General features: G+C 62.9%; 20 protein-coding genes. 12 read left to right on the top strand and 8 right to left on the bottom strand.

The window, feature by feature from the left end:
* The 4 genes from rlmJ to V7M64_RS20010 all read left to right on the top strand — a co-directional run.
* On the top strand, positions 1–468 hold a 468-nt coding region (gene rlmJ / locus V7M64_RS20025; protein WP_333681654.1), incomplete at its 5' end, for a 23S rRNA (adenine(2030)-N(6))-methyltransferase RlmJ.
* A gap of 33 nt (positions 469–501) precedes the next feature.
* Complete coding sequence (locus tag V7M64_RS20020; RefSeq protein ID WP_333681653.1) at positions 502–1,008, top strand: Slp family lipoprotein; 507 nt, start codon at positions 502–504, stop codon at positions 1,006–1,008.
* A 4-nt stretch (positions 1,009–1,012) separates the two neighbouring features.
* Positions 1,013–1,921: a cation diffusion facilitator family transporter gene (locus V7M64_RS20015; protein ID WP_333681652.1), complete on the top strand. Its 909-nt coding sequence runs from the start codon at positions 1,013–1,015 to the stop codon at positions 1,919–1,921.
* A gap of 136 nt (positions 1,922–2,057) precedes the next feature.
* A complete protein-coding gene (locus V7M64_RS20010; RefSeq protein WP_333681650.1) occupies positions 2,058–2,675 on the top strand; it encodes a GNAT family N-acetyltransferase in 618 nt (205 codons plus the stop codon).
* Positions 2,676–2,750: 75 nt separating this feature from the next.
* Here the strand turns inward: V7M64_RS20010 and V7M64_RS20005 are convergent, their stop codons facing one another.
* Entirely contained in the window at positions 2,751–3,425 is a 675-nt protein-coding gene (locus V7M64_RS20005; RefSeq protein WP_333681648.1) for a class I SAM-dependent methyltransferase, read from the bottom strand.
* A 172-nt stretch (positions 3,426–3,597) separates the two neighbouring features.
* Here V7M64_RS20005 and mfd point away from each other — a divergent pair, with 172 nt between their 5' ends.
* Positions 3,598–7,047: a transcription-repair coupling factor gene (mfd, locus tag V7M64_RS20000; RefSeq protein WP_333681646.1), complete on the top strand. Its 3,450-nt coding sequence runs from the start codon at positions 3,598–3,600 to the stop codon at positions 7,045–7,047.
* A 36-nt stretch (positions 7,048–7,083) separates the two neighbouring features.
* Here the strand turns inward: mfd and egtD are convergent, their stop codons facing one another.
* Together egtD and egtB are read right to left on the bottom strand one after the other, a co-directional pair.
* Complete coding sequence (gene egtD / locus V7M64_RS19995; protein ID WP_333681644.1) at positions 7,084–8,055, bottom strand: L-histidine N(alpha)-methyltransferase; 972 nt, start codon at positions 8,053–8,055, stop codon at positions 7,084–7,086.
* A complete protein-coding gene (gene egtB, locus V7M64_RS19990) occupies positions 8,052–9,251 on the bottom strand; it encodes an ergothioneine biosynthesis protein EgtB (protein ID WP_333681642.1) in 1,200 nt (399 codons plus the stop codon). Before egtB ends, egtD begins: the two co-directional genes overlap by 4 nt.
* 212 nt (positions 9,252–9,463) lie before the next feature.
* Between egtB and V7M64_RS19985 the strand changes: the two genes are divergently transcribed.
* Entirely contained in the window at positions 9,464–9,907 is a 444-nt protein-coding gene (locus V7M64_RS19985; protein WP_333681640.1) for a DUF6491 family protein, read from the top strand.
* Between the two features lie 70 nt (positions 9,908–9,977).
* Here V7M64_RS19985 and V7M64_RS19980 read toward each other — a convergent pair whose 3' ends face one another.
* The 3 genes from V7M64_RS19980 to V7M64_RS19970 form a co-directional block, all read right to left on the bottom strand.
* Positions 9,978–10,394 carry a hypothetical protein gene (locus V7M64_RS19980; protein WP_333681638.1) on the bottom strand — a complete coding sequence of 139 codons (417 nt, stop codon included), beginning with the start codon at positions 10,392–10,394 and terminating at the stop codon, positions 9,978–9,980.
* Between the two features lie 123 nt (positions 10,395–10,517).
* Positions 10,518–12,704, bottom strand: a complete 2,187-nt coding sequence (rlmKL, locus tag V7M64_RS19975) for a bifunctional 23S rRNA (guanine(2069)-N(7))-methyltransferase RlmK/23S rRNA (guanine(2445)-N(2))-methyltransferase RlmL (protein ID WP_333681637.1) — start codon at positions 12,702–12,704, stop codon at positions 10,518–10,520.
* Entirely contained in the window at positions 12,701–13,228 is a 528-nt protein-coding gene (locus V7M64_RS19970) for an alpha/beta hydrolase (RefSeq protein ID WP_333681636.1), read from the bottom strand. Before V7M64_RS19970 ends, rlmKL begins: the two co-directional genes overlap by 4 nt.
* A gap of 161 nt (positions 13,229–13,389) precedes the next feature.
* On the opposite strand from V7M64_RS19970, the gene V7M64_RS19965 reads away from it, so the two are divergent.
* The 4 genes from V7M64_RS19965 to V7M64_RS19950 all read left to right on the top strand — a co-directional run bounded on the left by V7M64_RS19965 (position 13,390) and on the right by V7M64_RS19950 (position 16,139).
* Complete coding sequence (locus tag V7M64_RS19965; RefSeq protein WP_333681635.1) at positions 13,390–13,956, top strand: N-acetylmuramoyl-L-alanine amidase; 567 nt, start codon at positions 13,390–13,392, stop codon at positions 13,954–13,956.
* A 57-nt stretch (positions 13,957–14,013) separates the two neighbouring features.
* The gene (tesB, locus tag V7M64_RS19960) at positions 14,014–14,880 is read left to right on the top strand and encodes an acyl-CoA thioesterase II (protein WP_333681633.1); all 867 of its coding nucleotides are present in this window, start codon (positions 14,014–14,016) and stop codon (positions 14,878–14,880) included.
* Between the two features lie 9 nt (positions 14,881–14,889).
* Positions 14,890–15,288: a hypothetical protein gene (locus tag V7M64_RS19955; protein ID WP_333681631.1), complete on the top strand. Its 399-nt coding sequence runs from the start codon at positions 14,890–14,892 to the stop codon at positions 15,286–15,288.
* 140 nt (positions 15,289–15,428) lie between these two features.
* On the top strand, positions 15,429–16,139 hold the full coding sequence (locus tag V7M64_RS19950) for an arginyltransferase (RefSeq protein WP_333681630.1): 711 nt from the start codon (positions 15,429–15,431) through the stop codon (positions 16,137–16,139).
* 107 nt (positions 16,140–16,246) lie between these two features.
* Here the strand turns inward: V7M64_RS19950 and V7M64_RS19945 are convergent, their stop codons facing one another.
* Both V7M64_RS19945 and purT read right to left on the bottom strand, forming a co-directional pair.
* Positions 16,247–17,767: an FMN-binding glutamate synthase family protein gene (locus V7M64_RS19945; RefSeq protein ID WP_333681629.1), complete on the bottom strand. Its 1,521-nt coding sequence runs from the start codon at positions 17,765–17,767 to the stop codon at positions 16,247–16,249.
* A 67-nt stretch (positions 17,768–17,834) separates the two neighbouring features.
* Positions 17,835–19,016, bottom strand: a complete 1,182-nt coding sequence (gene purT, locus V7M64_RS19940) for a formate-dependent phosphoribosylglycinamide formyltransferase (RefSeq protein ID WP_333681628.1) — start codon at positions 19,014–19,016, stop codon at positions 17,835–17,837.
* 127 nt (positions 19,017–19,143) lie between these two features.
* Between purT and V7M64_RS19935 the strand changes: the two genes are divergently transcribed.
* Positions 19,144–20,673 carry a transglutaminase-like domain-containing protein gene (locus tag V7M64_RS19935; protein ID WP_333681627.1) on the top strand — a complete coding sequence of 510 codons (1,530 nt, stop codon included), beginning with the start codon at positions 19,144–19,146 and terminating at the stop codon, positions 20,671–20,673.
* Between the two features lie 75 nt (positions 20,674–20,748).
* Positions 20,749–21,122 (top strand): SPFH domain-containing protein (locus tag V7M64_RS19930; RefSeq protein ID WP_333681626.1); only part of this gene is annotated, 374 nt, incomplete at its 3' end.

Genomic DNA, 21,122 nt, shown 5'->3' with positions numbered 1-21,122 from the left:
CTGAAGGCGCTGCTGCCGCCGAAGGAAAAGCGCGGCCTGGTGCTGATCGATCCGCCTTACGAAGCGCAGGAAGCGGAGTACCGCTCGATCGAAGCGGTGTTGAAAGCCGCCCTGCAACGGTGGCCGAACGGCATCTACGCCGTCTGGTATCCGATCAAGCTGCGCAGCCAGGTGCAGCCGTTCCTGCGAGGGTTGCAGCGTTGCGGCGCGCGCCGCGTGTTGCAGGCGGAATTGCTGGTGTATCCGGATGATTCGCCGCTGCGCTTGAACGGCTCGGGCATGGTCATTCTCAATGCGCCGTGGAATCTGGATCAGGTGTTGCGCGAACCGCTGCAGGCGATGGCGCGCTTGCTGTCGCGGGAGCATGCGGCGACATGGCGGCAGGACTGGCTGGTGCAGGAAGGCGATACGACTGCCTCACAAGCGCATCACACTCGACCGCTACCGCAATCCAGGCGTCCCCGCTAAGCTCGAACCGCTTCGTGCTGAAAGGACATCGCCATGCATTTGCGTACCGTTTTCCGCCTGTCCATGCCGCTCGCGCTGCTGCTGTTGGCGGCCTGCGCACCGGCGCCCATCTACAAGGCCGCGCCCGGCGCGATCACCGCGCTACCCATGCAGGTGGCGCATGCGCCGGAACAATACGGCAACGGTTCGGTGATCTGGGGCGGCAGCGTGGTGGCCGTGCGCAACTTCCCGGATCACACGGAAATGGAAGTACTCGGTTATCCGCTGGATTCCTCGCAGCGTCCGCAGCCGAACGCGCAAGGCGTGGGGCGTTTCATCGCGATCTTCCCTGGCTATCTGGAATCCTTCAATTATCCGAATGGAAGGCTGGTCACGGTGGCAGGACAACTCAGCGGCACGCGCGCCGGGTCGGTCGATCAGGCGCCTTACACCTATCCGCTGGTGACGGTGGCGCAGTCGCATCTATGGACTCAGGACGAGTTGCGCCAAGGACACCCGAACATAAGTTTCGGGGTCGGCGTGGGCGTGGGCGTGCACTGATCGCATGAGCGGACAAGGCAATTCGCTCAAGGCCATTCTGCTGGCGCTGGGCGCGAATTTCGCAATCTTCCTGTCCAAGCTGGCAGCCGCGTTTATCACCGGCTCCGGCGCGATGATGGCCGAGTCGATCCACTCGCTGGCCGATTGCGGCAACCAGTTGTTGCTGTTGCTCGGCATGCGGCAGGCGAAAAAACCGCCGTCCGACGACTACCCGCTGGGCTGGGGCCGCGCGCTGTATTTCTGGTCGTTCGTAGTGGCGCTGCTGCTGTTTGCGGTGGGCGGCCTGTTCTCGATCTACGAAGGCGTGCACAAGCTGGCGCAGCCGGAGCCCCTGCGCTGGCCATGGCTGGCGCTGGGTGTGTTGGCCTTCGGCATCGTGATGGAAAGCATCTCCATGCACGGCTGCCTGCACGAGGTGAATCGCGCGCGCGGCGCGCAGAGCCTGTGGCGCTGGTTCCGCGAAACGCGCTCCAGCGAATTGCTGGTGATCTTCGGCGAGGACCTGGCCGCCCTGCTTGGCCTGTGCCTGGCCGCCCTGGCGATCGGCGCGACCATGCTCACCGGCAATCTGCTGTTCGATGCCCTGGGCACGATCGCCATTGGCGTGTTGCTGGTGGTCGTAGCAGTAATGCTCGCCAACGAGGTGAAAGCCCTGTTGATCGGGCAAGGCGTGGAGCCGCGCCGCCGTGCGGAACTGCTGGCCTTCCTGCGCAGCCGGCCGGAAGTGGCCGAGGTACTCAACCTGATCACCCTGCAGATGGGGCCGGACGTGATGGTGGCGGTGAAGGCGCGCATGCAGCGCACGCCCGACGACCTCAGCCTGATCGAGGCGATCAACACGGTGGAGCGGGAGATGAAGGCGCAGTTCGGCGATATCCGCTGGAGCTTCTTCGAGCCGGACGTAGCGGACTGATTGCGACACCTTGCCGCATCGCAGCATATTTCGCGCCGCGTCTTGCTCAACGTTCTCTTGATAACGGTAAATCGCGCTGAACCCGCGAGCCGTCATTCATGTTGCAACGCAAACAGTACGCTATAGTACGGATACTATGCCTACTAGCCCCATCCGCGAATTCCCCACCTACCCGCGCCATGCCGAACTGCCGCCGCGCAGCCGCGAGCGGTTTGCACCCGTCGCCTCGCCCCTCTCCCATGCACCGCGCGGGGAGGTGGTACATACCGCCGACGGACGCGAGCTGGTCCTGCGGGACATCGAGCCCGGCGACGTGGCCGCCATCCAGCGTTGCTTCCAGCGACTGCCGCCGCAGGATGTGCGCCGCCGCTTCATGCATGCCATGGCGGAGCTGCCGGTATCGATGGCGCAGCGGCTATGCCGTATCGATCCGGAACTGGAAGCTGCCTTCGCGCTGATCGACGAGGCGGTGAAGCCGGCCGAGTTGCGTGGCGTGGGACGCATCTTCGTCGACGTCGCCAGCAATACGGCCGAGTTCTCGGTGCTGGTGGAACGCGAATGGACGCGCATCGGTCTTGGCGCGTTGTTGATGCAACGGCTGGTGGATGAATCCCGCCGCCGCGGACTGGATGAACTCTGGGGCTACGTGCTGATGGAAAACCGGCCGATGTTGCAGTTGTGCAAGGAGCTGGGTTTCGTCGCCACGATGGTGCCGGGGGAAGGCAGCACGGCGCAGATCCGCTTGACGCTGTAAGCGGCGCTTGTAGCTGGGATGCAATCCCCGCATTGCCGGCTCAAACAAAAGCCGGGATTTCATCCCGGCTACGGGCTAGACAACCGGCTTTCTCGCTGCAAAACACGCCACTTTGCCATGTTGGACGAGCTCCACCTCGGCAAAGTGTTCGCGCAACGCCCTGTGCAAACTTTCCAGCGTGTCGGCGCGGTTTCCAAAAATCCCTTTCTTGTTATAGACGTCCATCAGCTTGCGGCCGAACGCGTTATGTCCCGCTGCATCGCCCAGGATGGTCGTGCCGTACAGCACGCCACCACTGGCCAGATGCGGTTTCAGATTGGCAAACACGCGCGCCTTGTCTTTCATCTCGCCCGGCAGGCAATGCAATAAATAAAACAACGCGATCGAGTCGTACTGCCGATGGTCCAAAGCAGTCACGGGCTGCATCACGTCCTGCACGAACCACTTCACATCGTCGCGCCCCAGGCGATGGGCCGCGGTGCGCAAGCTGTTTTCGTTGAGGTCCAGCAAAGCCACCTCTTGCCCCGGACGAAATCCCGCGTGCTGCAGATAGAAACCGGTGCCCACGCCGACATCCAGGTGCCGGGCGCCGATGTGCCGGCGGTAGAACGGCAACAGCACATCCTTGGTGGAACACTGCCAGGCCCGGCGGTTGGAGACGCCGAGTACCCACCAGTCGTAGAGTTTGAGCACCCATGGCGAATACACGGCCGCACCGGCCTGGGTGTCGAGGGTCGCTTGACGGGACATGGGTGGGGCTGCGCTCGAAGGGGAGCCGGCAAGTTTGCCTCAGGCGGCTTGAAGCGCAATGACCACGCGTCCACATTTCCTGTCTTTGATGGGTCCCCATCACTTGACGCGCTAAACTTGCGCGCTCGATCGGCCCAGGCACCCCGCCCTCGCCCTCCCACGCAAGATCCCCATGTCGACCTCGATCAGTCACCCGCCACTTCCCACCCATCCCAAGCAGCGCCGCTTCTGGACGCCGCCACACGGCTCCGCCCGCGCGTTGCTGGTGGCCGAGGCCGCCCGTTCCCACGATGGCCTGGTGGTGGTGGTCACACGCGATACGCAACGCGCGCATGCGCTGGAAGATGAGCTGCGCATCTTCGCAGGCGCGCTGCCGGTGCTGCACTTCCCGGATTGGGAAACGCTGCCCTACGACGTGTTCAGCCCGCATCCGGACATCGTCTCCCAGCGCGTGGCAACGCTCTACCAATTGCCCAGCGTGAAGCGCGGCGTGCTGGTGGTGCCGGCCGCCACCCTGATGCAACGCATTGCGCCGCGCACGCACATCACCGGTTCCGGCCTGATGCTGCGCAAGGGGCAGAAGCTCGATCTCGCCAACGAACAGCGCCGCCTGGAAGCCTGCGGCTACCGGCACGTGCCGCAGGTGGGCGAACCGGGCGATTTCGCCGTGCGCGGCGCGTTGATCGATATCTACCCGATGGGCGCGCGCGAGCCGTACCGCGTCGAGCTGTTCGATGACGAAGTGGAGTCGATCCGCAGCTTCGATGCGGAAACGCAGCGCTCGCAGCAGCAAGTGGAAAAAGTGGAGTTGCTGCCCGCGCGCGAATTTCCGGTCACCGACGATGCCGCCAAAGAGTTCCGCAATCGCCTGCGCGAGCGCTTTCCCATCGACGTGCGCCGCTGTCCGCTTTATCAGGACATGAAGGAAGGCGTGACGCCCGGCGGCATCGAGTATTACCTGCCGCTGTTTTTCGAGCACACCGCCACGCTGTTCGACTATCTCGCCGATAACGCCCTGTTCGTGCTTGGCGAAGGCGCGCAGGAAGCGCCCGAGCAGTTCTGGACGCAGACGGCCGAACGCTACGACCAGCGCGCGCACGATATCGAGCGCCCCGTGTTGCCGCCGGCCGAGCTGTATCTCTCGCCCGAGCAACTGCGCGAGCAGCTCAACAAACGCTTGCGCGTGGAAGTGGTCGCCAGCGGCCACGAGCATGCCGTCGATGCCGGCACGCAACCAGCGCCGGAGGTTCCGCTCAATCGCAAGGGCGAAGAACCCGGCACGTCGCTGCGCCATTTCATCGAAGCGTATCCGGGGCGCACGCTGATCGCCGCCGACTCGGCCGGCCGTCGCGAAGCGCTGCTTGAACAACTGGCCACGGTCGGCCTGCGTCCGCAAAACGTCGATGGCTGGACGGCCTTTCTCGCCGACGGCAAGTCGCTCGCCATCGCCATCGCGCCGCTGGAACAGGGCTTTGCGCTGAAGCTGCCGGCGATCACGGTGCTGACCGAACGCGAATTGTTCGGCGAGCGCGTGCGTACCGAACGCCGTCGCCGGCGCGGTGCGGCGCGCGACCCGGACATGATCATTCGCGACCTGACCGAGCTGTCCATCGGCGCGCCGATCGTGCACGTCGATCATGGCGTGGGTCGCTATCAAGGCCTGGTCTCGATGGAGCTGGGCGGGATGACCGGCGAATTCCTGGTCATCGAATACGCCAAGGGCGACAAGCTCTACGTGCCCGTGGCGCAACTGGGCCTGGTCAGCCGCTATTCCGGCACCGCGCCGGAACTGGCGCCGCTGCATTCACTCGGCGGCGACGCGTGGGAACGCGCGCGCAAGAAAGCCGCCGAGAAAGTACGCGACGTGGCGGCGGAATTGCTGGCGATCTATGCGCAGCGTGAAGCGCGCGGCGGCCAATCGCTACCGATCGATCGCCAGCTGGTGGAAGAATTCGGCGGCAGTTTTCCGTTCGAGGAAACACCCGACCAGCTGCAGGCGATCGACGCCGTGCTCGGCGATCTGGCGCGGCCGCGCGCGATGGATCGCGTGATCTGCGGCGACGTGGGCTTCGGCAAAACCGAGGTCGCCTTGCGCGCGGCCTTCGCCGCCGCCACCGCCGGCAAGCAGGTGGCGGTGCTGGTACCCACCACTTTGCTGGCGCAGCAGCACTACCGCAACTTTGCCGACCGCTTTGCGGACTGGCCGGTGAAGGTGGATGTGCTATCGCGCTTCCGCTCCACCAAGGACGTGAACGAAGCACTCAAGCGCCTCGCCGACGGCCAGATCGACGTGATCATCGGCACGCACAAGCTGCTGCAGTCGGACATCAAGTTCAAGGATCTTGGCCTGGTGATCGTCGACGAGGAACAGCGCTTCGGCGTACGCCAGAAAGAACAGCTGAAGAAGCTGCGTGCGGAAGTGGACCTGCTCACCATGACGGCCACGCCGATTCCGCGCACGCTCAACATGGCGATGAGCGGCCTGCGCGATCTTTCGTTGATCACCACGCCGCCAGCGCATCGCATGGCCGTGCGCACGTTTGTCTCCACCTGGGAGCCGGCGCTGATCCGCGAGGCCTTCCAACGCGAATTGCAGCGCGGCGGCCAGGTGTATTTCCTGCACAACGAAGTGGAAAGCATCGAACGCACCGCACGCGAAGTGCAGGAGCTGGTTCCCGATGCACGCATCGGCATCGCGCACGGCCAGATGCCAGAGCGGGAACTGGAACAGGTGATGGCGGATTTCCATCGCCAGCGTTTCAACGTGCTGGTGTGCACCACCATCATCGAGACGGGCATCGATATTCCGACGGCCAATACGATCATCATCGATCGCGCGGATCGTTTTGGCCTGGCGCAGCTGCATCAGTTGCGCGGCCGCGTGGGGCGTTCGCATCATCGTGCGTATGCGTATCTGATCGTGCCGGACCGCCGCGCCATCACGGCGGATGCCGAGAAACGCCTGGAAGCCCTGGCGTCCCTGGAAGAACTTGGCGCTGGCTTTACGCTCGCCACGCACGATCTGGAAATCCGCGGCGCGGGTGAACTGCTGGGCGATGAGCAATCCGGCCAGATCCAGGAAATCGGCTTCGGCCTCTATACCGAATTGCTGGAACGTGCCGTGCGTGCGCTGAAATCCGGCAAGGTGCCTGATTTCGATTTGAGCAGCGAGCATGAAACCGAGGTGGAACTGCACCTGCCCGCGCTGATTCCGGATGACTACCTGCCCGACGTGCATGCGCGCCTGACCTTGTACAAGCGCGTGGCCAGCGCACGCGACGAGGAAAGCCTGCGCGAGCTGCAAGTGGAAATGATCGACCGCTTCGGCTTGCTGCCGGATGCGGTGAAGAACCTGTTCGCCGTCGCCGGTTTGAAGCTGATGGCGACGCCTTTGGGCATCCGCAAACTGGATTTCGGCGCCAACGGTGGACGGATTACTTTCCGCGACAAGCCGGATGTCGATCCGATGGCGGTGATTCGATTGATTCAGAGTTATCCGCGCGTATACAAGATGGATGGGCAGGACAAGCTGAAGATCAACCTGGAATTGCCGGGATCGAGCGAACGAGTGCGGGCTGCGCAGGAGTTGCTTGGCCGGCTTGGAGCACGCAAAGCAGCGTAATTCATGCCCCTCTCCCAAAGGGAGAGGGGCATTACGTTACGTGGCACGGGTGAGGTATTGCAGGCTAAACCTCCGCTCCGGATCAAACCACACATGCTGCACGGCCAATCCCGCCGTCGCCGCGAGCGCGGCAAAATCCTCCTGCGAATACTTGCAGCTGTATTCCACCAGCATCGCCTCGCCCTCGCGGAACAACACCTGCAAACGTCCCACGCGTACGCGTTGTTCCTGCTCGCTGACGATATGCGTTTCGATCCGCCCGGCAATCGCGTTGTAGCGCGCACGATGGCGGAACGCGCTCAAATCGAAATTGCAGCCGAGCTCGCGATTCAAGCGCACCAGCATGTTGAGCGTAAACGCCGCGGTGACACCGGCGCGGTCGTTGTAGGCCGCCTCGATCGTGGCGCGATCCTTTTTCAGGTCCACGCCCACCAGCACGCCGCCGTTGTCGCCCATCTCGCTGCGCATCTTGCGCAACAGCTGCGCGGCTTCGCGCTCTTCGAAGTTGCCGATGGTGGAGCCTGGAAAGAACACCACCGTGCGGCGTGGCGCACGTGGCGGCACCGGCAAGCGCAGCGGGCGAGTGAAGTCCACCGCCAACGGCTGGATCGGCAGATGCGGGAAGTGGCCGGCCATGCCTTCCATGCTATGCCGCAGCGGCTCGCCGGAAAGCTCGATCGGTACCCATGCCACTGGCGTGGCCAGATGTTCCAACAGCACGCGCGTCTTGATCGCATGGCCGCTGCCATATTCGACCAGGCGCACATCCGGGCCGAGCACCTCGGCGATGTCGCCCGCATGCTGGTTCAGCAGCGCGATCTCGGCGCGGGTCAGGTAATACTCGGGCTGCTCGCAGATCTGCTCGAACAGGGCAGAACCGCGTTCGTCGTAGAACAGCCAGGAAGGCAGGCGTTTGGGTTGCGATCGCAAACCGCGCTGCACCACTTGCAACAGCAAGTTGTCGGGTGGGCGTTGTTCGTCACGTACTGCATAAGCTTGAACACTCATCGGTCCTGTCCCAATCGGATGCCCGCAAATTGCCAGCGGGCATGGGGCGGAAAGAAATTGCGGTAACTGGCACGGATGTGATCGCGTGGCGTCGCGCACGAACCACCACGCAAGACCCACTGGCCATTCATGAACTTGCCGTTGTATTCACCCAGCGCACCAGGCAGAGGTTTGAAACCGGGATAGCTGACGTAAGGCGATGCGGTCCATTCCCACACGTCGCCATACATCTGCAGGAAACCATCGCCCGCCGATGCTGCACGAGGATGGAAACGAAGGTCGTCCTGGAAATTGCCGTGGATCGGCAACGATGCCGCGGCATCTTCCCACTCCGCTTCGGTAGGCAGGCGCGCACCGGCCCAGCGTGCAAACGCATCGGCCTCGAAATAACTGATATGGCACACCGGCGCGTGTGGATCGAGTGCACAAACACCGGCCAACGTAAATTCGCTTGCCAGGTCTTCCTGCCAATACAACGGTCGCTGCCATCCTTCGCGTTGCACCTGTGCCCAACCGTCAGACAGCCACAAGCCGGCCTCCTGGTAACCACCGTCACGCACGAAGGCCAGGTATTCGCCATTGGTAACCAGGCGATTGGCCAGGGCGTGCTCGGAAAGCCATGTGGTGTGGCGTGGCGTTTCGTTGTCGTAGGCGAAGCTGTCGCCTTCGTGGCCGATATCGGCGCGGCCTTGCCGCCCCGGCAGGAAACGCAAAGGCGCCGTTCTGCTTGGACCGAGCGCCGGCGCTTTGTGATACACCGGCAACAATGGATTGCAGGACAGCATGTGCTTGATGTCGGTAAGCAAAAGCTCCTGATGCTGTTGCTCATGATGCAACCCAAGTTCGATGCGTGCGGCAAGCTCCGCATTGACGCCACGCACCAAAAGCTCGCCGACGGCCTCATCGACGCGTGCACGATAATCGCGAACGGCATCGAGCGTCGGCCGCGACAGCAAGCCGCGCTGCGGGCGCGCGTGCACCGGCCCGACCGACTCGTAGTAGGAGTTGAACAGGTAATGCCACGCTGGATCGGGCGGCTGATAAGCCGCGTCATATCCCAATACGAATTGCTCAAAAAACCACGTGGTATGCGCAAGGTGCCATTTGCCGGGGCTGGCATCCGGCATGGATTGCACTTGCAGGTCTTCGGCGCTCAAGCCTGCGCAAAGCGCAAGCGTCTGACGCCGTATGCGCATGAACCGCGCAACAGCATCCTCGGTATAAAGAGCGAATGTGGGGACATTCATAACGCAGGTTCGATCGAGGCAAGCGTGCTGCGATATACCTTGTGGAGCGCGGCGGAGCGGACGATCATACAGCCACCATGCCGCAGCAGTTGTTCAGATTCTGTGACAAGGATGCCACGCATGGCAGGGATTATGGCCTGGACCAGCACGAGGTGACCTCCATGAAGATCGTCATTTCTGCAGCACTGCTTTTTACGCTTGGCGTTACCGCAACAGCCGCATGGGCGCAAGCCACGCCGGCGCCCGGCACCCTACCGTACAAGGATTGCATTCGCCTTGACCAGATCAACGAATGGCATGTCGTCGATCCCAGGACCGCCATCGTGCGTACCGGCCCGTATCAACGTTATCTAGTGAAATTAAAGGCAAGTTGCGACAAGTTGGGCATCGGCAATCCGGGCCTGATGTTCGTGCCAAGCCAAGCCGACAAGGCCATCTCGCCGCTCCGCATCTGCGGTGGCGTGGGCGAAAAAGTACGTGCCAGAAATCAACCCGGCTGCGCTATCGAATCGGTCAGCCTGATCGATCAAGCGACCTTCGATGGTTATCGCAATCACGCCAAGTACCACAGCGTGAGAACGCAGCAGCCAGGCAAGACTCCTTGAGATGAAGATAAAAGAAGATAAAAAAAGAGCCCGGCGAATGCCGGGCCCTTTTGTATAGGTCAAGCGACGATCAGTAGGCTGGGCCGATGTAGCGCGTGCCGTACGGATCGGTCGTCGTCACCGTGGTGGTCGTGGTTACCACCGGCGGCGGCGCGGACTGGTAAACCACGGTGCCGGGCGTATACACCACCGCCGGCGGCGGTGCGTAATACACCGGCGGACCTGCCACGGCGCCTGCTACCACTCCGGCCACTGCGCCACCGATGATGGCGCCGGCAATCCAGCGCCCGCCGCTCCAATAACCACCGCGGTAGCAGCAGCCACCATGGTAATAGCCGCCGTGATAATAGCCACCGTGGTAGCCATACCCACCGTGCCAGCCCCGCCCACCCCACGGATGCGCCGAGGCGCTGAGCGGCACTGCAGCCCCGGCTGCCGCCAAGGCCAGGCCGACCGCAACGAACTTGCCGACACTACGTTTGAACATGACACACCTCCGTCTGTATGGTGTGAATGGTGAGCACGGGGGACTTAATTTGTACTGAAGGGTTTCGTTTCTTAACACAGCCGCGGCCGTAGATTTAGCACTATCTCAGCCAGGGCTACGCGTTCATTTTTTTATGCGCGCGTTGTGCCATGGATTTAGGGGCTCCTCCGCAGCATGCGGACGCAACAACCAGCAATCGTGAATATTTGCGCGCCGTGAGAAGTCGAACGGAATGCTGTCGGCGCCCCACGCCTCGATCGCAAGATGCGGCTCCAACGCTTCGCGATCGAGCGAGAAGCGGCGGAAGTTGTTGGAGAACAGAATCACGCCGTCGTGCGTAAGCCGTTCCGCGCATGCCAGCAACAGCTTGGCGTGATCGCGCTGCACGTCGAAATCGTCCGCGCGCTTGGAATTGGAAAACGTCGGCGGATCGACATAGATCAAGCCGTAACGCTCGTGCGTGCGCTGCAGGAATTGAGTGGCATCTGCTTGTACCAGGCGATGCTTTTCGCCGGTGAACCCGTTCAGCGCCAGATTGCGCGACGCCCATTCCAGGTACGTACCCGAAAGATCGACACTGGTCGTGTCACGCGCACCGCCTGCCGCCGCATAAACGCTGGCGGTGGCAGTATAGGCGAACAGATTGAGAAAGCGCCTGCCCGCTGCCAGCTCGCGCACTTTCGCGCGGACCAGGCGGTGATCGAGAAACAAGCCGGTATCCAGGTAATCGTAGAGATTCACCAGGAAGGTCAGGCCGCTCTCTTCCACTTCGATGAATTCGCCACGCTGGTCGAATTGGCCGTACTTGGAACCACCCTTGCCACGCTCGCGGGTCTTGATGGCAATGCGCGCGCGCGGGGCCTCGAACACTTCGCCAGCCACGCGCGCGATCTCGCGCAGACGCGTGCGCGCCAGTTCCGCCGGCACGTCCGCGGGCGCGCGGTATTCCTGGATATGCAGGTGCGTGCTGCGGGACCTATCGACATATACGTCGATGGCTGCGGCGTATTCGGGTAGGTCCTGATCGTATGCGCGCCAGGCGTGGATGCCTTCGCGCTCCAGCCGCTTGCGCAGATGCTTGGCGTTCTTCTCCAGCCGATTCTTGAGCATCTGCGCGCCTGGCGAAAGCGGCGGCTTCTCGCGCGGCGTATCGCTACGGGGATGCAGTTCGAAAATCAGCAGCACGGTTTCCAGTGCGCCGTTGTAGAGCGTGTATTTCTTTTCCGCACGCAGCGTGGTGGCGCGGCCCAATTCGGCATCGCCCGCAAGCACGGCGGCGCGCCAGCCGGTGAAATGATCGCGCAGGGTTTCGCCCAGGCTGCGATAGAGCTTGGGCAGGTTTTCGCGCTCGCCCAGTCGCTCGCCGTACGGCGGATTGGTGATCACCAGGCCTTGCGTGAAGCCAGACGGGGGACGCACGTGCCCCGCATCGTGACGATCCAGCGTAAAGAACCCGGCGACGCCGGCTTCCTGCGCATTGCGCTTGGCCATCTGTACCATGCGCGCGTCCGTGTCGGAGCCGAAGAAGCAGCTGCGCAGCGCCGGAAGCCCAATGTCTGCCCGGCTGTTCGCTTCGTCGAGCACGCTGCGCCACGTGGCGATATCGTGCTGCTTCCAGCCGAGGAAACCGTAGTAATCGCGACGCAAGCCCGGCGCCACATCCGCCGCCATCAACGCGCCTTCGATCAGCAGCGTGCCGGAACCGCACATCGGATCGAGCAGCGCGCCTCCTTGCGTGTAGATGTCCGGCCAACCGGCACGCAGCAGCATCGCGGCGGCGAGGTTTTCTTTCAGTGGCGCTTCGCCCTGCGTTTCCCGCCAGCCACGGCGATGCAACGGCGCCCCGGCGAGATCGATCGATACGGTGGCGCGATCGCGCCGCAGGCGGAGGTTGATGCGCACATCCGGCTCTTCGGTATCCACATCGGGACGCGTCTGGCTGCGCTCGCGGAACTGATCGACCACGGCATCCTTGACACGCTGGGCCAGGTATTGGCTATGCGTAAGCTTGCTTTGCGCCGTGTTGGCGTCCACCGCCAGCGTGGCGTGCGGCGCGAGATGTTCCGACCAGTCGATCGCTTGCACGCCGGCGTACAAGGCTTCGTCGGATGCGGCGTCGAACTCGGCCACCGGCAACAGGATGCGGCTGGCCAGGCGCGACCACAGGCAGGCGCGGTAGGCGGTTTCCAGGCTGCCGGAAAAGCGCACGCCGGCCAGTGCTTCGTGCACGTCGACGGCACCGAGCGACATCAGTTCGTCGCGCAGCAGGTATTCGAGCCCTTTCGGGCAGGTTGCAAAAAGCGGTTTCAACGTTGCTTCGCCAATGGTTCCAGGAAGAAGCCGAACTGGCGGCTGATGGCATCGACATGCGCGCTCAGCCGATGGTCGTCATCCAGCACCAACAACGGCAGTTCGCGCCGGCCGGCGAATTCGTAGATCTCATCCAGCGGGCAGACGTCGTCGTGCCAGCCGTGGATCATCAGCGTCGGCACGTCCAGGCGCACGTCGAAAGCGAGATCGCTGCCGGGAATCAGTGCCGGCGTAGCGAGCAGAAACAGCCCGGCCACCGGCACTTCCAGCGAGGCCAGGCCGGAAACGAAGGCGCCCATGCTGGAACCGACCAATACCGGCGGTGTGTGGCTCGCCGCAATGCGTTGATGCAAACGGGCAATGCGCGGCTCGATCGACTCGGCGTGACCCAGCTGGTCGTCGTCGCGATAGTCCGGGCGCTCGGTGGTCCAGCCCAGGGATTCGGCAACCTTCGCCAGTACGCTGACCTTGGTGGCATCCGGACCGGTGTCCGAACCATGGGAAAGGATGACGTGGCCGGGCATGGCGCTCTCCGTGGTTGCTCAGCGGGACGTGCATGATAGCTGCTTGCCAATCCGCCAGATGCGGCTTGGTCGTTGGTCGGATTACCCGGCGTTGATCCGGGGTAGCCCAACATTTCGGAGCGGCATGGTTGGGTTACGCTGCGCTAACCCAACCTACGGGTATGCCGATGCTTACTGTTCACCACCAGCCCCTGCCCTACGTTGCCAAGTTACCCGAACGCCCTGCCAGCGCGGTCACGCTCGTCGTCATCCATTGCACCGAACTGCCCGACCTGGCGACCGCCCGCGAATACGGCGAACGCGTGCTGTACGAAACCGGCACCGGCAACAGCGGCCACTACTACATCGACCGCGATGGCGCGGTGTATCGCTACGTGCCGGGCACCCGCGTGGCGCATCATGTGCGCGGCTACAACCCGCCGTCGATCGGCATCGAGCTGGTGAACCGCGGGCGTTATCCCGCCTGGTTCGACTCGCGTCACCAGACCATGGCCGAGCCCTACACCGCCGCGCAGATCACCGCATTGCGCGCCCTGCTGGCGCAGTTGCGCGCGCAATACCCGAACCTGCAGGAAATCGCCGGTCACGAGGACCTGGACACGGCCCGTGTGCCCGCCAGCGACGAACCCAGCCGTGAAGTGCCGCGCAAGCTCGATCCCGGCCCGCTGTTTCCCTGGCCGGAGGTGCTGCTCGGCAGCGGGCTGCGCCGGATCCATGCGCCTGACTGAGGCTGTAGGACTACCCCCGCTATAATTCCCGGCCATTTACCTCAGGGGCTAGCTGCGATGCCGGATACACACGTCAAGGAACTGGTCGAGCTGCTGCAGCTCGAACGGCTGGAAGACAACCTCTTCCGCGGCCAGAGCCGCGACATCGGCACGCGCTTCGTGTTCGGCGGCCAAGTGCTTGGCCAGGCCTTGTCCGCCGCGCAGCAGACGGTGGATCCCTCGCGCGAGGCGCATTCGTTGCACGCGTATTTCCTGCGCGCCGGCGACATCGACGCGCCGATCATCTATAGCGTGGAACGGGCGCGCGATGGCGGCACGTTCTCCTCCCGCCGCGTGGTGGCGATCCAGCACGGCCAGCCCATTCTCAACGGCGCCATTTCCTTCCAGGTACCGGAAAAAGGGCTGGAACATCAATCCAGCATGCCGGAAGTGCCGGAGCCGGAAGACGTGGAACCGATGCACCGCGTGCCGCAGGAGGAACTTGCCCGCCTGCCGGTGAAGCTGCAGCGCTGGCTGGGCGCCAACGGCCCGTTCGAATTTCGCCAGGTGTGGCCGCGCGACGAGCTGCATCCGGCCAAGCGGCCCCCGATCCAGCACATCTGGCTGCGGCTCACTTCCGCAGTTGAAGATTCACCTGTATTGCACCGGGCACTGCTGGCCTACGCCTCCGATTTCCATCTGATCGGCACCAGCACCCTGCCGCACGGCATTTCTTACCTCACACCCAACCTGCAGATGGCAAGCCTGGACCACGCCATGTGGTTCCATCGCCCGTTCCGGGTGGACGAATGGCTGCTGTACTCCTTTGACAGTCCCACTGCGCAAGGCGCGCGCGGGCTGGCACGCGGGCAGATTTTCAGCCGCGATGGCGCGTTGGTGGCCTCCACCGCGCAAGAAGGGTTGATCCGCTTGCGCGGCGAGTAAAATCATCCCATGCGACTGCTCTACACCTCCCCCCGGCAAGAAAACATCGATCGCGTGGCGAGCTTCATGGCCGAGCACGGCATCGAGACCACAATCACCAATCGTTCCAATTGGAACCGTCCCAGCTACCAGCGCTTCAGTTACTCCCAGCGCAACCAGAACCGCGACGCATGGCCGCAGGTGTGGGTCAGCAAGGCGGACGACTACACCAGGGCTCGCGAGCTGATGCGCACCCTGGGCATCGAACCTGAGGTCCGCCACGCCGAGGAGCTGAGAATTTCGCGCGATCCGGTCGCATCCATGTATGCCCGCCGTGAACACGCCGTGGCGCGGGCGCGGCGCATCGTGCTGCTGGCGATCGTGGGCGTGTTCATGGTGCTGGCCCTGCATTATCTGCACGTGATCTAGTCGGCAGGTTGGGATTGGCGCGGCGGCACCCACACGTCACCGCGAAAATGTTGGTTACGCCTGCGCTGCGTCATCTGAACTCGCCAGTGCACCCACAAAAACCTTGCCAATTCGGCCGGTTGCAGTCATAGAATCAGGCCATGCGTTCAGACCACGTCCGCCTGTTCCAGACGCTGCCGCATGCCTGTGGTTACTACCCTGGGCGCACGGCACAGAATCTGGTCATCGATCCAGCTGCCCCGCAGCTGGACCGTCTGTATGGCGCCGCGCTGGATCACGGATTCCGCCGTGCGGGCGGGCACCTGTATTTTCCGCACTGCCCGAACTGCCACGCGTGCACGCCATGCCGCATCGACGTGGCGAACTTCAAGCCCGACCGCTCGCAACGCCGTTGCCTGAAACGCAATGACGACCTGATCGTGCGCGAGTGCATGGCCGGCTACAACAGCGAGCGGCATGCGCTGTATTCACGCTATCTGCGCACGCGCCATCCCGGTGGGGGCATGGATGAGGCAGAAGCGAGCGACTTCCGTCGTTTTCTCACCGCCCCGTGGAGCCCCACGGTGTTCCTGGAATTGCACAAGGACGACCGCCTGCTCGCGGTGGCCGTGACGGACGTGTGCATCACCGGCATTTCGGCCGTCTATACGTTCTACGATCCGGACGAACGCGACCGCGGCCTGGGCACCTTCGCCATTCTGCAACAGATCGAGCTGGCCAAGCGCCGCGGTATTCCGTGGGTGTACCTGGGCTTCTGGATCGAAGGCCATCCGAAGATGGATTACAAGCGGCGCTTCAAGCCGTTGCAGGTGCGCACGGCGGAAGGGTGGGTGGAATTGCAGCGGGATTGAGAGATTGAGCGCCCTGTTCGGCAGGTGACTCCAATTCCGCGAAATATTCCATTTTTCGTTGACGTCATTCCCGCGAAAGCGAAGCCTGGAATGACGGCGAGGCACGCTCAAACCTTCTCGGCCGCGGATACCTTCGGCGGATACGGAAACAGCTTGATCAACGGCACCGACACACCGTCGTTGGCCATCACGCGGCAATGCGTGCGATCCAGCTCGCGCGGATCATCCAGGCCGCAACTGTGCGCGATGATGCCAACCTCGTGCATCACGTTGTGCGCGTAATTCGCCACGCGCTCGCTCTTGTCCATCACCACCAGGCCACGCTGCAAACGCGGATTCTGGGTGGTGATACCCGTGGGGCAGGTATTGCGATTGCACTGCAACGACTGGATGCAACCCAGCGCCAGCATGAAGCCGCGCGCCGAGTTCACGAAATCCGCGCCCATCGACAATGCCCATGCCACGTCGTAGGCGGTGATGCACTTACCCGAGCAGATCACCTTGATGCGATCGCGCAGGCCGCGTTCGATCAAGGTATTCACCAGTTCCGGCAAGGCCTCGCGCAAGGGCAGGCCGACGCCTTCCATCAGCGTTTGCGGTGCGGCGCCAGTACCGCCTTCGGAACCGTCGACGATGATGAAATCCGGCGCGCTTTCGATGCCGCGCCTGGCCACTTCATCGCACACTTCGTCGATCCACCCCATATCGCCGAACACCGCCTTGAAACCGGTGGGCTTGCCGGTGAGATCGCGGATGTGCCGGATCGAATCCATCAGCTGCGATACGTTGGCGATGTCCAGGTGGCGATTGGGACTTTGCGAATCCGTGCCCACCGGAATGCCGCGAATCGCGGCAATTTCAGGCGTCACCTTGGCCGCGGGCAGCAAACCGCCCATGCCAGGCTTGGCACCCTGCCCCAGCTTGATGCTGACCATCTTCACCTGTTTGTGCGCGCAGATCGCCAAGAGCTTGTCATCATCGAGCTTGCCATCCGGCGTACGCACGCCGTATTTGGCGGTACCGATCTCGAACACGATGTCGCAACCGCCTTCAAGGTGATACGGCGCCAGCCCGCCTTCGCCGGTATCCATCCAGATGCCGGCCTTCGCCGCGCCGATCGATAGCGCGCGCACGGCGGGCGCCGACAGTGCACCGAAGCTCATCGCCGAGATATTGAAGAACGCCGCATGATCGTAAGGCTCGCGCGCATATGGCCCGATGCGCACGGGCTGCGGTTTGACGTGCGACTGGCCCAGCGCCGGAAATGCCGCATTGACGAAGAACGGTACCCCTTCCAGATGCAGGTCGCGCGTGGAGCCGAACGCATTGGTGTTGTCGGTGTTCTTGGCCGCGCGATACACCCACATGCGTTGGGCGCGATTGAACGGCATTTCCTCGCGATCGCTGGAATACAGGTATTGGCGGAAGAACTCGCCCAGATGCAGGAACCAATAGCGGAAGTGCCCGATCACCGGGTAATTGCGCAACACGGAGTTGTGCGTCTGGTTGCGATCGACGAACCATGTCACCAGCACCACCAGTACGGCGATCACCAGCAGCAGCATGAACAGCGCCGCGAAGGTTTCTACCAGTACGACCAGCCAATGCGCGAAGCCTGTCGATGCCATGGTTCTACTCCGTTGTATGTAGCAAGCCTCTCTCGCAAAGGAGAGAGAAGAAAGTGCGCCGCCGATTCTACAGTTCGATCCGGATCGCCTTGGCCGCGCGAATCGCCTTGGCCGTGGCGGCTTCAACGTCGTTATCGCGCGCCAGGGTGACCGCCATGCGGCGGCGTCCGTTCACTTCCGGCTTGCCGAAGATACGCAGTTGCGTGTCCGGTTCGGCCAGCGCTTCGGCAATACCGTGATAGCGCGGCGCGCGGCCCGCACCTTCCATCAGCACCGCGCACGAGGCGGAAGCCCCCAACTGGCGGATGACCGGAATCGGCAGCCCCAGAATGGCGCGCGCATGCAGCGCAAATTCCGACAAATCCTGCGAGATCAGCGTGACCAGACCGGTGTCGTGCGGCCGCGGGCTCACCTCGGAAAAGATCACGCTATCGCCCTTGACGAAGAACTCAACGCCGAACACGCCCCAGCCGCCCAGCGCACCGGTGATCGCTTCGGCCTGGCGTTGTGCTTCGACCAGGGCAGCTTCGCTCATTGGCTGCGGCTGCCAGGATTCGCGGTAGTCGCCGTCTTCCTGACGATGACCGATCGGCGCGCAAAAGCTGGTGCCGTCTTTATGCCGTACGGTCAGCAAGGTGATTTCGTAATCGAAGGGCACGAAGCCTTCGACAATCACCCGCCCTTTGCCCGCTCGACCACCGGATTGCGCGTAATCCCAGGCGTCCTGCACGTCGGCAGCATCGCGCACCGTGCTCTGGCCCTTGCCGGACGAACTCATCACCGGCTTGATCACGAAGGGATAGCCGATGGCGACCACAGCTTCGCAGTACTCCGCCTCGCTGTCGCAGAAGCGATAGGGCGAAGTCGGCAAACCCAACTGCTCGGCGGCAAGGCGGCGAATGCCTTCGCGATCCATCGTCAGCCAGGCGGCGCGCGCTGTCGGGATCACCTTCAAACCCTCTTTTTCCAGCTCCATCAAAGTCGGTGTATGGATGGCTTCGATTTCAGGCACGACCAAGTCCGGCTTTTCCCTTGCAATCAAGGTGCGCAGGGCGTTGCCGTCCAGCATGTCGAGGACATGGCTGCGATGCGCCACCTGCATGGCAGGCGCATCCGCATAGCGATCCACCGCGATCACCTCGACGGCAAGGCGCTGCAACTCGATCGCGACTTCCTTGCCAAGCTCGCCCGCACCCAATAACAGTACTTTCAGGGCATGGTCGGAATGGGGCGTGCCGAAAGGCTTCATCGAGGGCTCCAGATAAAGCGTCATTGTACGTCGAGGTGGGATGACCCAATCCCATGCCGCACCGCAGATTGACAGGGCGATACGGCGGGTATTGAGTAGGCACGACTCCGCTCCCCACGGATCACTTATGCGCAGCAGGATCGCCCCGCTTTTGCTGGTGTCGATGTTGTGCCTTGCCCCCAGCCCCGCCAAGGCCGCTGCCGATCCTGCGCCCACCGAAACCACCTGGATGACCGTGCTGCTCAATGGCCGCAAGATCGGCCACGAGGAAATTCAGCGCGTACAACTTGGCAATACCGTTACCACCACGCAGACGCTGGTGATGGCTATCGAGCGCAGCCACAAGGTGGTGCCGTACGTCAACGTCAGCCGCAGCGTGGAAACCGTTACCGGCGTGCCGATCAGCTTCACCATGACCAGCACGATGTCCGCCACGGAAGCCAAGGTGGAAGGCAGGCGATTGACCAATGGCACGCTCGAACTGAGCAACACGGTGGGCGGACGTACCCACCAGTCCATTACCAACTGGCCCGATGGCGCCGTGCTGGTAGAGGGGCAACGCAAGGCGATGCAGGCGGCGATCGCCCACCCAGGCATGCATTACCACATGCTGGTGTACAACCAGGGTAGCCAGCAGCCGATGGATCTGCTGGTCCGCGTGATCGGCAATGAACGCGTGCCATTGGACAATCACGTGGAAACCCTGAGCCACCAGCAGGAAACGCTGCGCACCGTCGAAAATACCCAGACCGTCGACCTATGGCTGGATGCAGACGGCAACATCCGCAAAGGCTCGGCCTCCCTGCTCGGTCGGCCGATGGACATGATCGCCTGCAGCGAAGCTTGCGCGGAAGCGCCGGAGCAAACCCTCGACATGATGAGCGAGGCGATGGTCGATTCACCGCGCCTGCTCACACCGGAAATGCTCGCTGATTTCCTCAGCTACCGCGTGCATGTCACCAACAAGGCGATCTTCAAGCCCTTCATCAGCACCGACCAGCAATCGGTAACGGATCTCGGCAACGGCGAATGGCTGGTCAACGTCTACCGCAGTGAACTGGATGACGAGCGCCCACCCACGCCGGCTGATACGCAACCCAATGCCTGGCTGCAATCCGATGCGCCGGAGATCAAGGCCCTGGCCGCGCTCGCCGCCGGCGGCGAGCGCAACAAATCGCACATCATGGGCAACCTCAATGCGTTCGTCAGTCGCTATCTTTCCAAGCGCGGGCTAGACATCGGCTATGCCTCGGCGCTGGAAGTCGCACGTGACCGCCGTGGCGACTGCGCGGAATACGCGGTGCTGCTCGCGGCCATGGCGCGCGCGGAAGACATCCCGGCGCGCGTGGTCGTCGGCATGCTCTATGCCGACCGATACGACGGTAAGCAACGCGTGTTCGTGCCGCATGCCTGGGTCGTGGCATGGGTACGTGGGCACTGGCAGAGTTTCGATCCTGCCACGGTACGTTTCGACACCGGCCACATCGCCCTGGATATCAGCGACGGCAATCCATGGCATTTCTTCAACGCGACGAATGAATTCGGCAGCATCCAGATCGATGCGGTGAAAACCTTCGGCGAGATGTATGGCCTGATGCCGGGGAACGCGACTGGAGGCGCGGCTGGCGCCGCCGGTGGCGGGGCTGGTGCGAAGTAACTGGCGGCCTGGCCGAGTCACTTGAATTAGATATCACTTTGATATCTAATCCTCCCACCTCGGGAGGATTCAGCCATGAACGAACGCACGGGTTTTAACGAGCGCAGCGGATTTTCGATCCCCGGCATTCCTTTGCTATTCCTGTTCCTGGCGCTCGTCCTGATCGGCATCGGGTGTTACGTAAGCAAGGCCCATGGCGGCGCGCCATGGTTGGTGGGGGTGGGCGTATTCCTCCACGTGCTGTCGCTCTGCTTCCTCAAAGGCTTCTTCCAGGTCGCGCCCAACCAAGGGCAAGTGCTGCAGCTGTTCGGCAAATACGTCGGCACCGTACGCCATGAAGGCCTGCGCTGGACCAATCCCTTCTATAGCCGCAAGCGCATATCGTTGCGCGTGCGCAACTTCGAAAGCGGCAAGCTCAAGGTCAACGACAGCGACGGCAATCCGATCGA

This window comes from Dyella sp., from assembly GCF_036746095.1.
Classification (GTDB): Bacteria; Pseudomonadota; Gammaproteobacteria; order Xanthomonadales; family Rhodanobacteraceae; genus Dyella_B.
Note: the sequence above shows the minus strand (reverse complement) of the source record. Positions and strands in the feature narration are given on the sequence as shown.

Excerpts from the sequence above, each read along its gene's own strand:
- V7M64_RS20020 (WP_333681653.1), top strand. The coding sequence starts at position 502 with ATGCATTTGCGTACCGTTTTCCGCCTGTCCATGCCGCTCGCGCTGCTG.
- V7M64_RS20015 (WP_333681652.1), top strand. The coding sequence starts at position 1,013 with ATGAGCGGACAAGGCAATTCGCTCAAGGCCATTCTGCTGGCGCTGGGC.
- V7M64_RS20010 (WP_333681650.1), top strand. The coding sequence starts at position 2,058 with ATGCCTACTAGCCCCATCCGCGAATTCCCCACCTACCCGCGCCATGCC.
- V7M64_RS20005 (WP_333681648.1), bottom strand. The coding sequence starts at position 3,425 with ATGTCCCGTCAAGCGACCCTCGACACCCAGGCCGGTGCGGCCGTGTAT.
- mfd (WP_333681646.1), top strand. The coding sequence starts at position 3,598 with ATGTCGACCTCGATCAGTCACCCGCCACTTCCCACCCATCCCAAGCAG.
- egtD (WP_333681644.1), bottom strand. The coding sequence starts at position 8,055 with ATGAGTGTTCAAGCTTATGCAGTACGTGACGAACAACGCCCACCCGAC.
- egtB (WP_333681642.1), bottom strand. The coding sequence starts at position 9,251 with ATGCGCATACGGCGTCAGACGCTTGCGCTTTGCGCAGGCTTGAGCGCC.
- V7M64_RS19985 (WP_333681640.1), top strand. The coding sequence starts at position 9,464 with ATGAAGATCGTCATTTCTGCAGCACTGCTTTTTACGCTTGGCGTTACC.
- V7M64_RS19980 (WP_333681638.1), bottom strand. The coding sequence starts at position 10,394 with ATGTTCAAACGTAGTGTCGGCAAGTTCGTTGCGGTCGGCCTGGCCTTG.
- V7M64_RS19970 (WP_333681636.1), bottom strand. The coding sequence starts at position 13,228 with ATGCCCGGCCACGTCATCCTTTCCCATGGTTCGGACACCGGTCCGGAT.
- V7M64_RS19965 (WP_333681635.1), top strand. The coding sequence starts at position 13,390 with ATGCCGATGCTTACTGTTCACCACCAGCCCCTGCCCTACGTTGCCAAG.
- tesB (WP_333681633.1), top strand. The coding sequence starts at position 14,014 with ATGCCGGATACACACGTCAAGGAACTGGTCGAGCTGCTGCAGCTCGAA.
- V7M64_RS19955 (WP_333681631.1), top strand. The coding sequence starts at position 14,890 with ATGCGACTGCTCTACACCTCCCCCCGGCAAGAAAACATCGATCGCGTG.
- V7M64_RS19950 (WP_333681630.1), top strand. The coding sequence starts at position 15,429 with ATGCGTTCAGACCACGTCCGCCTGTTCCAGACGCTGCCGCATGCCTGT.
- V7M64_RS19945 (WP_333681629.1), bottom strand. The coding sequence starts at position 17,767 with ATGGCATCGACAGGCTTCGCGCATTGGCTGGTCGTACTGGTAGAAACC.
- purT (WP_333681628.1), bottom strand. The coding sequence starts at position 19,016 with ATGAAGCCTTTCGGCACGCCCCATTCCGACCATGCCCTGAAAGTACTG.
- V7M64_RS19935 (WP_333681627.1), top strand. The coding sequence starts at position 19,144 with ATGCGCAGCAGGATCGCCCCGCTTTTGCTGGTGTCGATGTTGTGCCTT.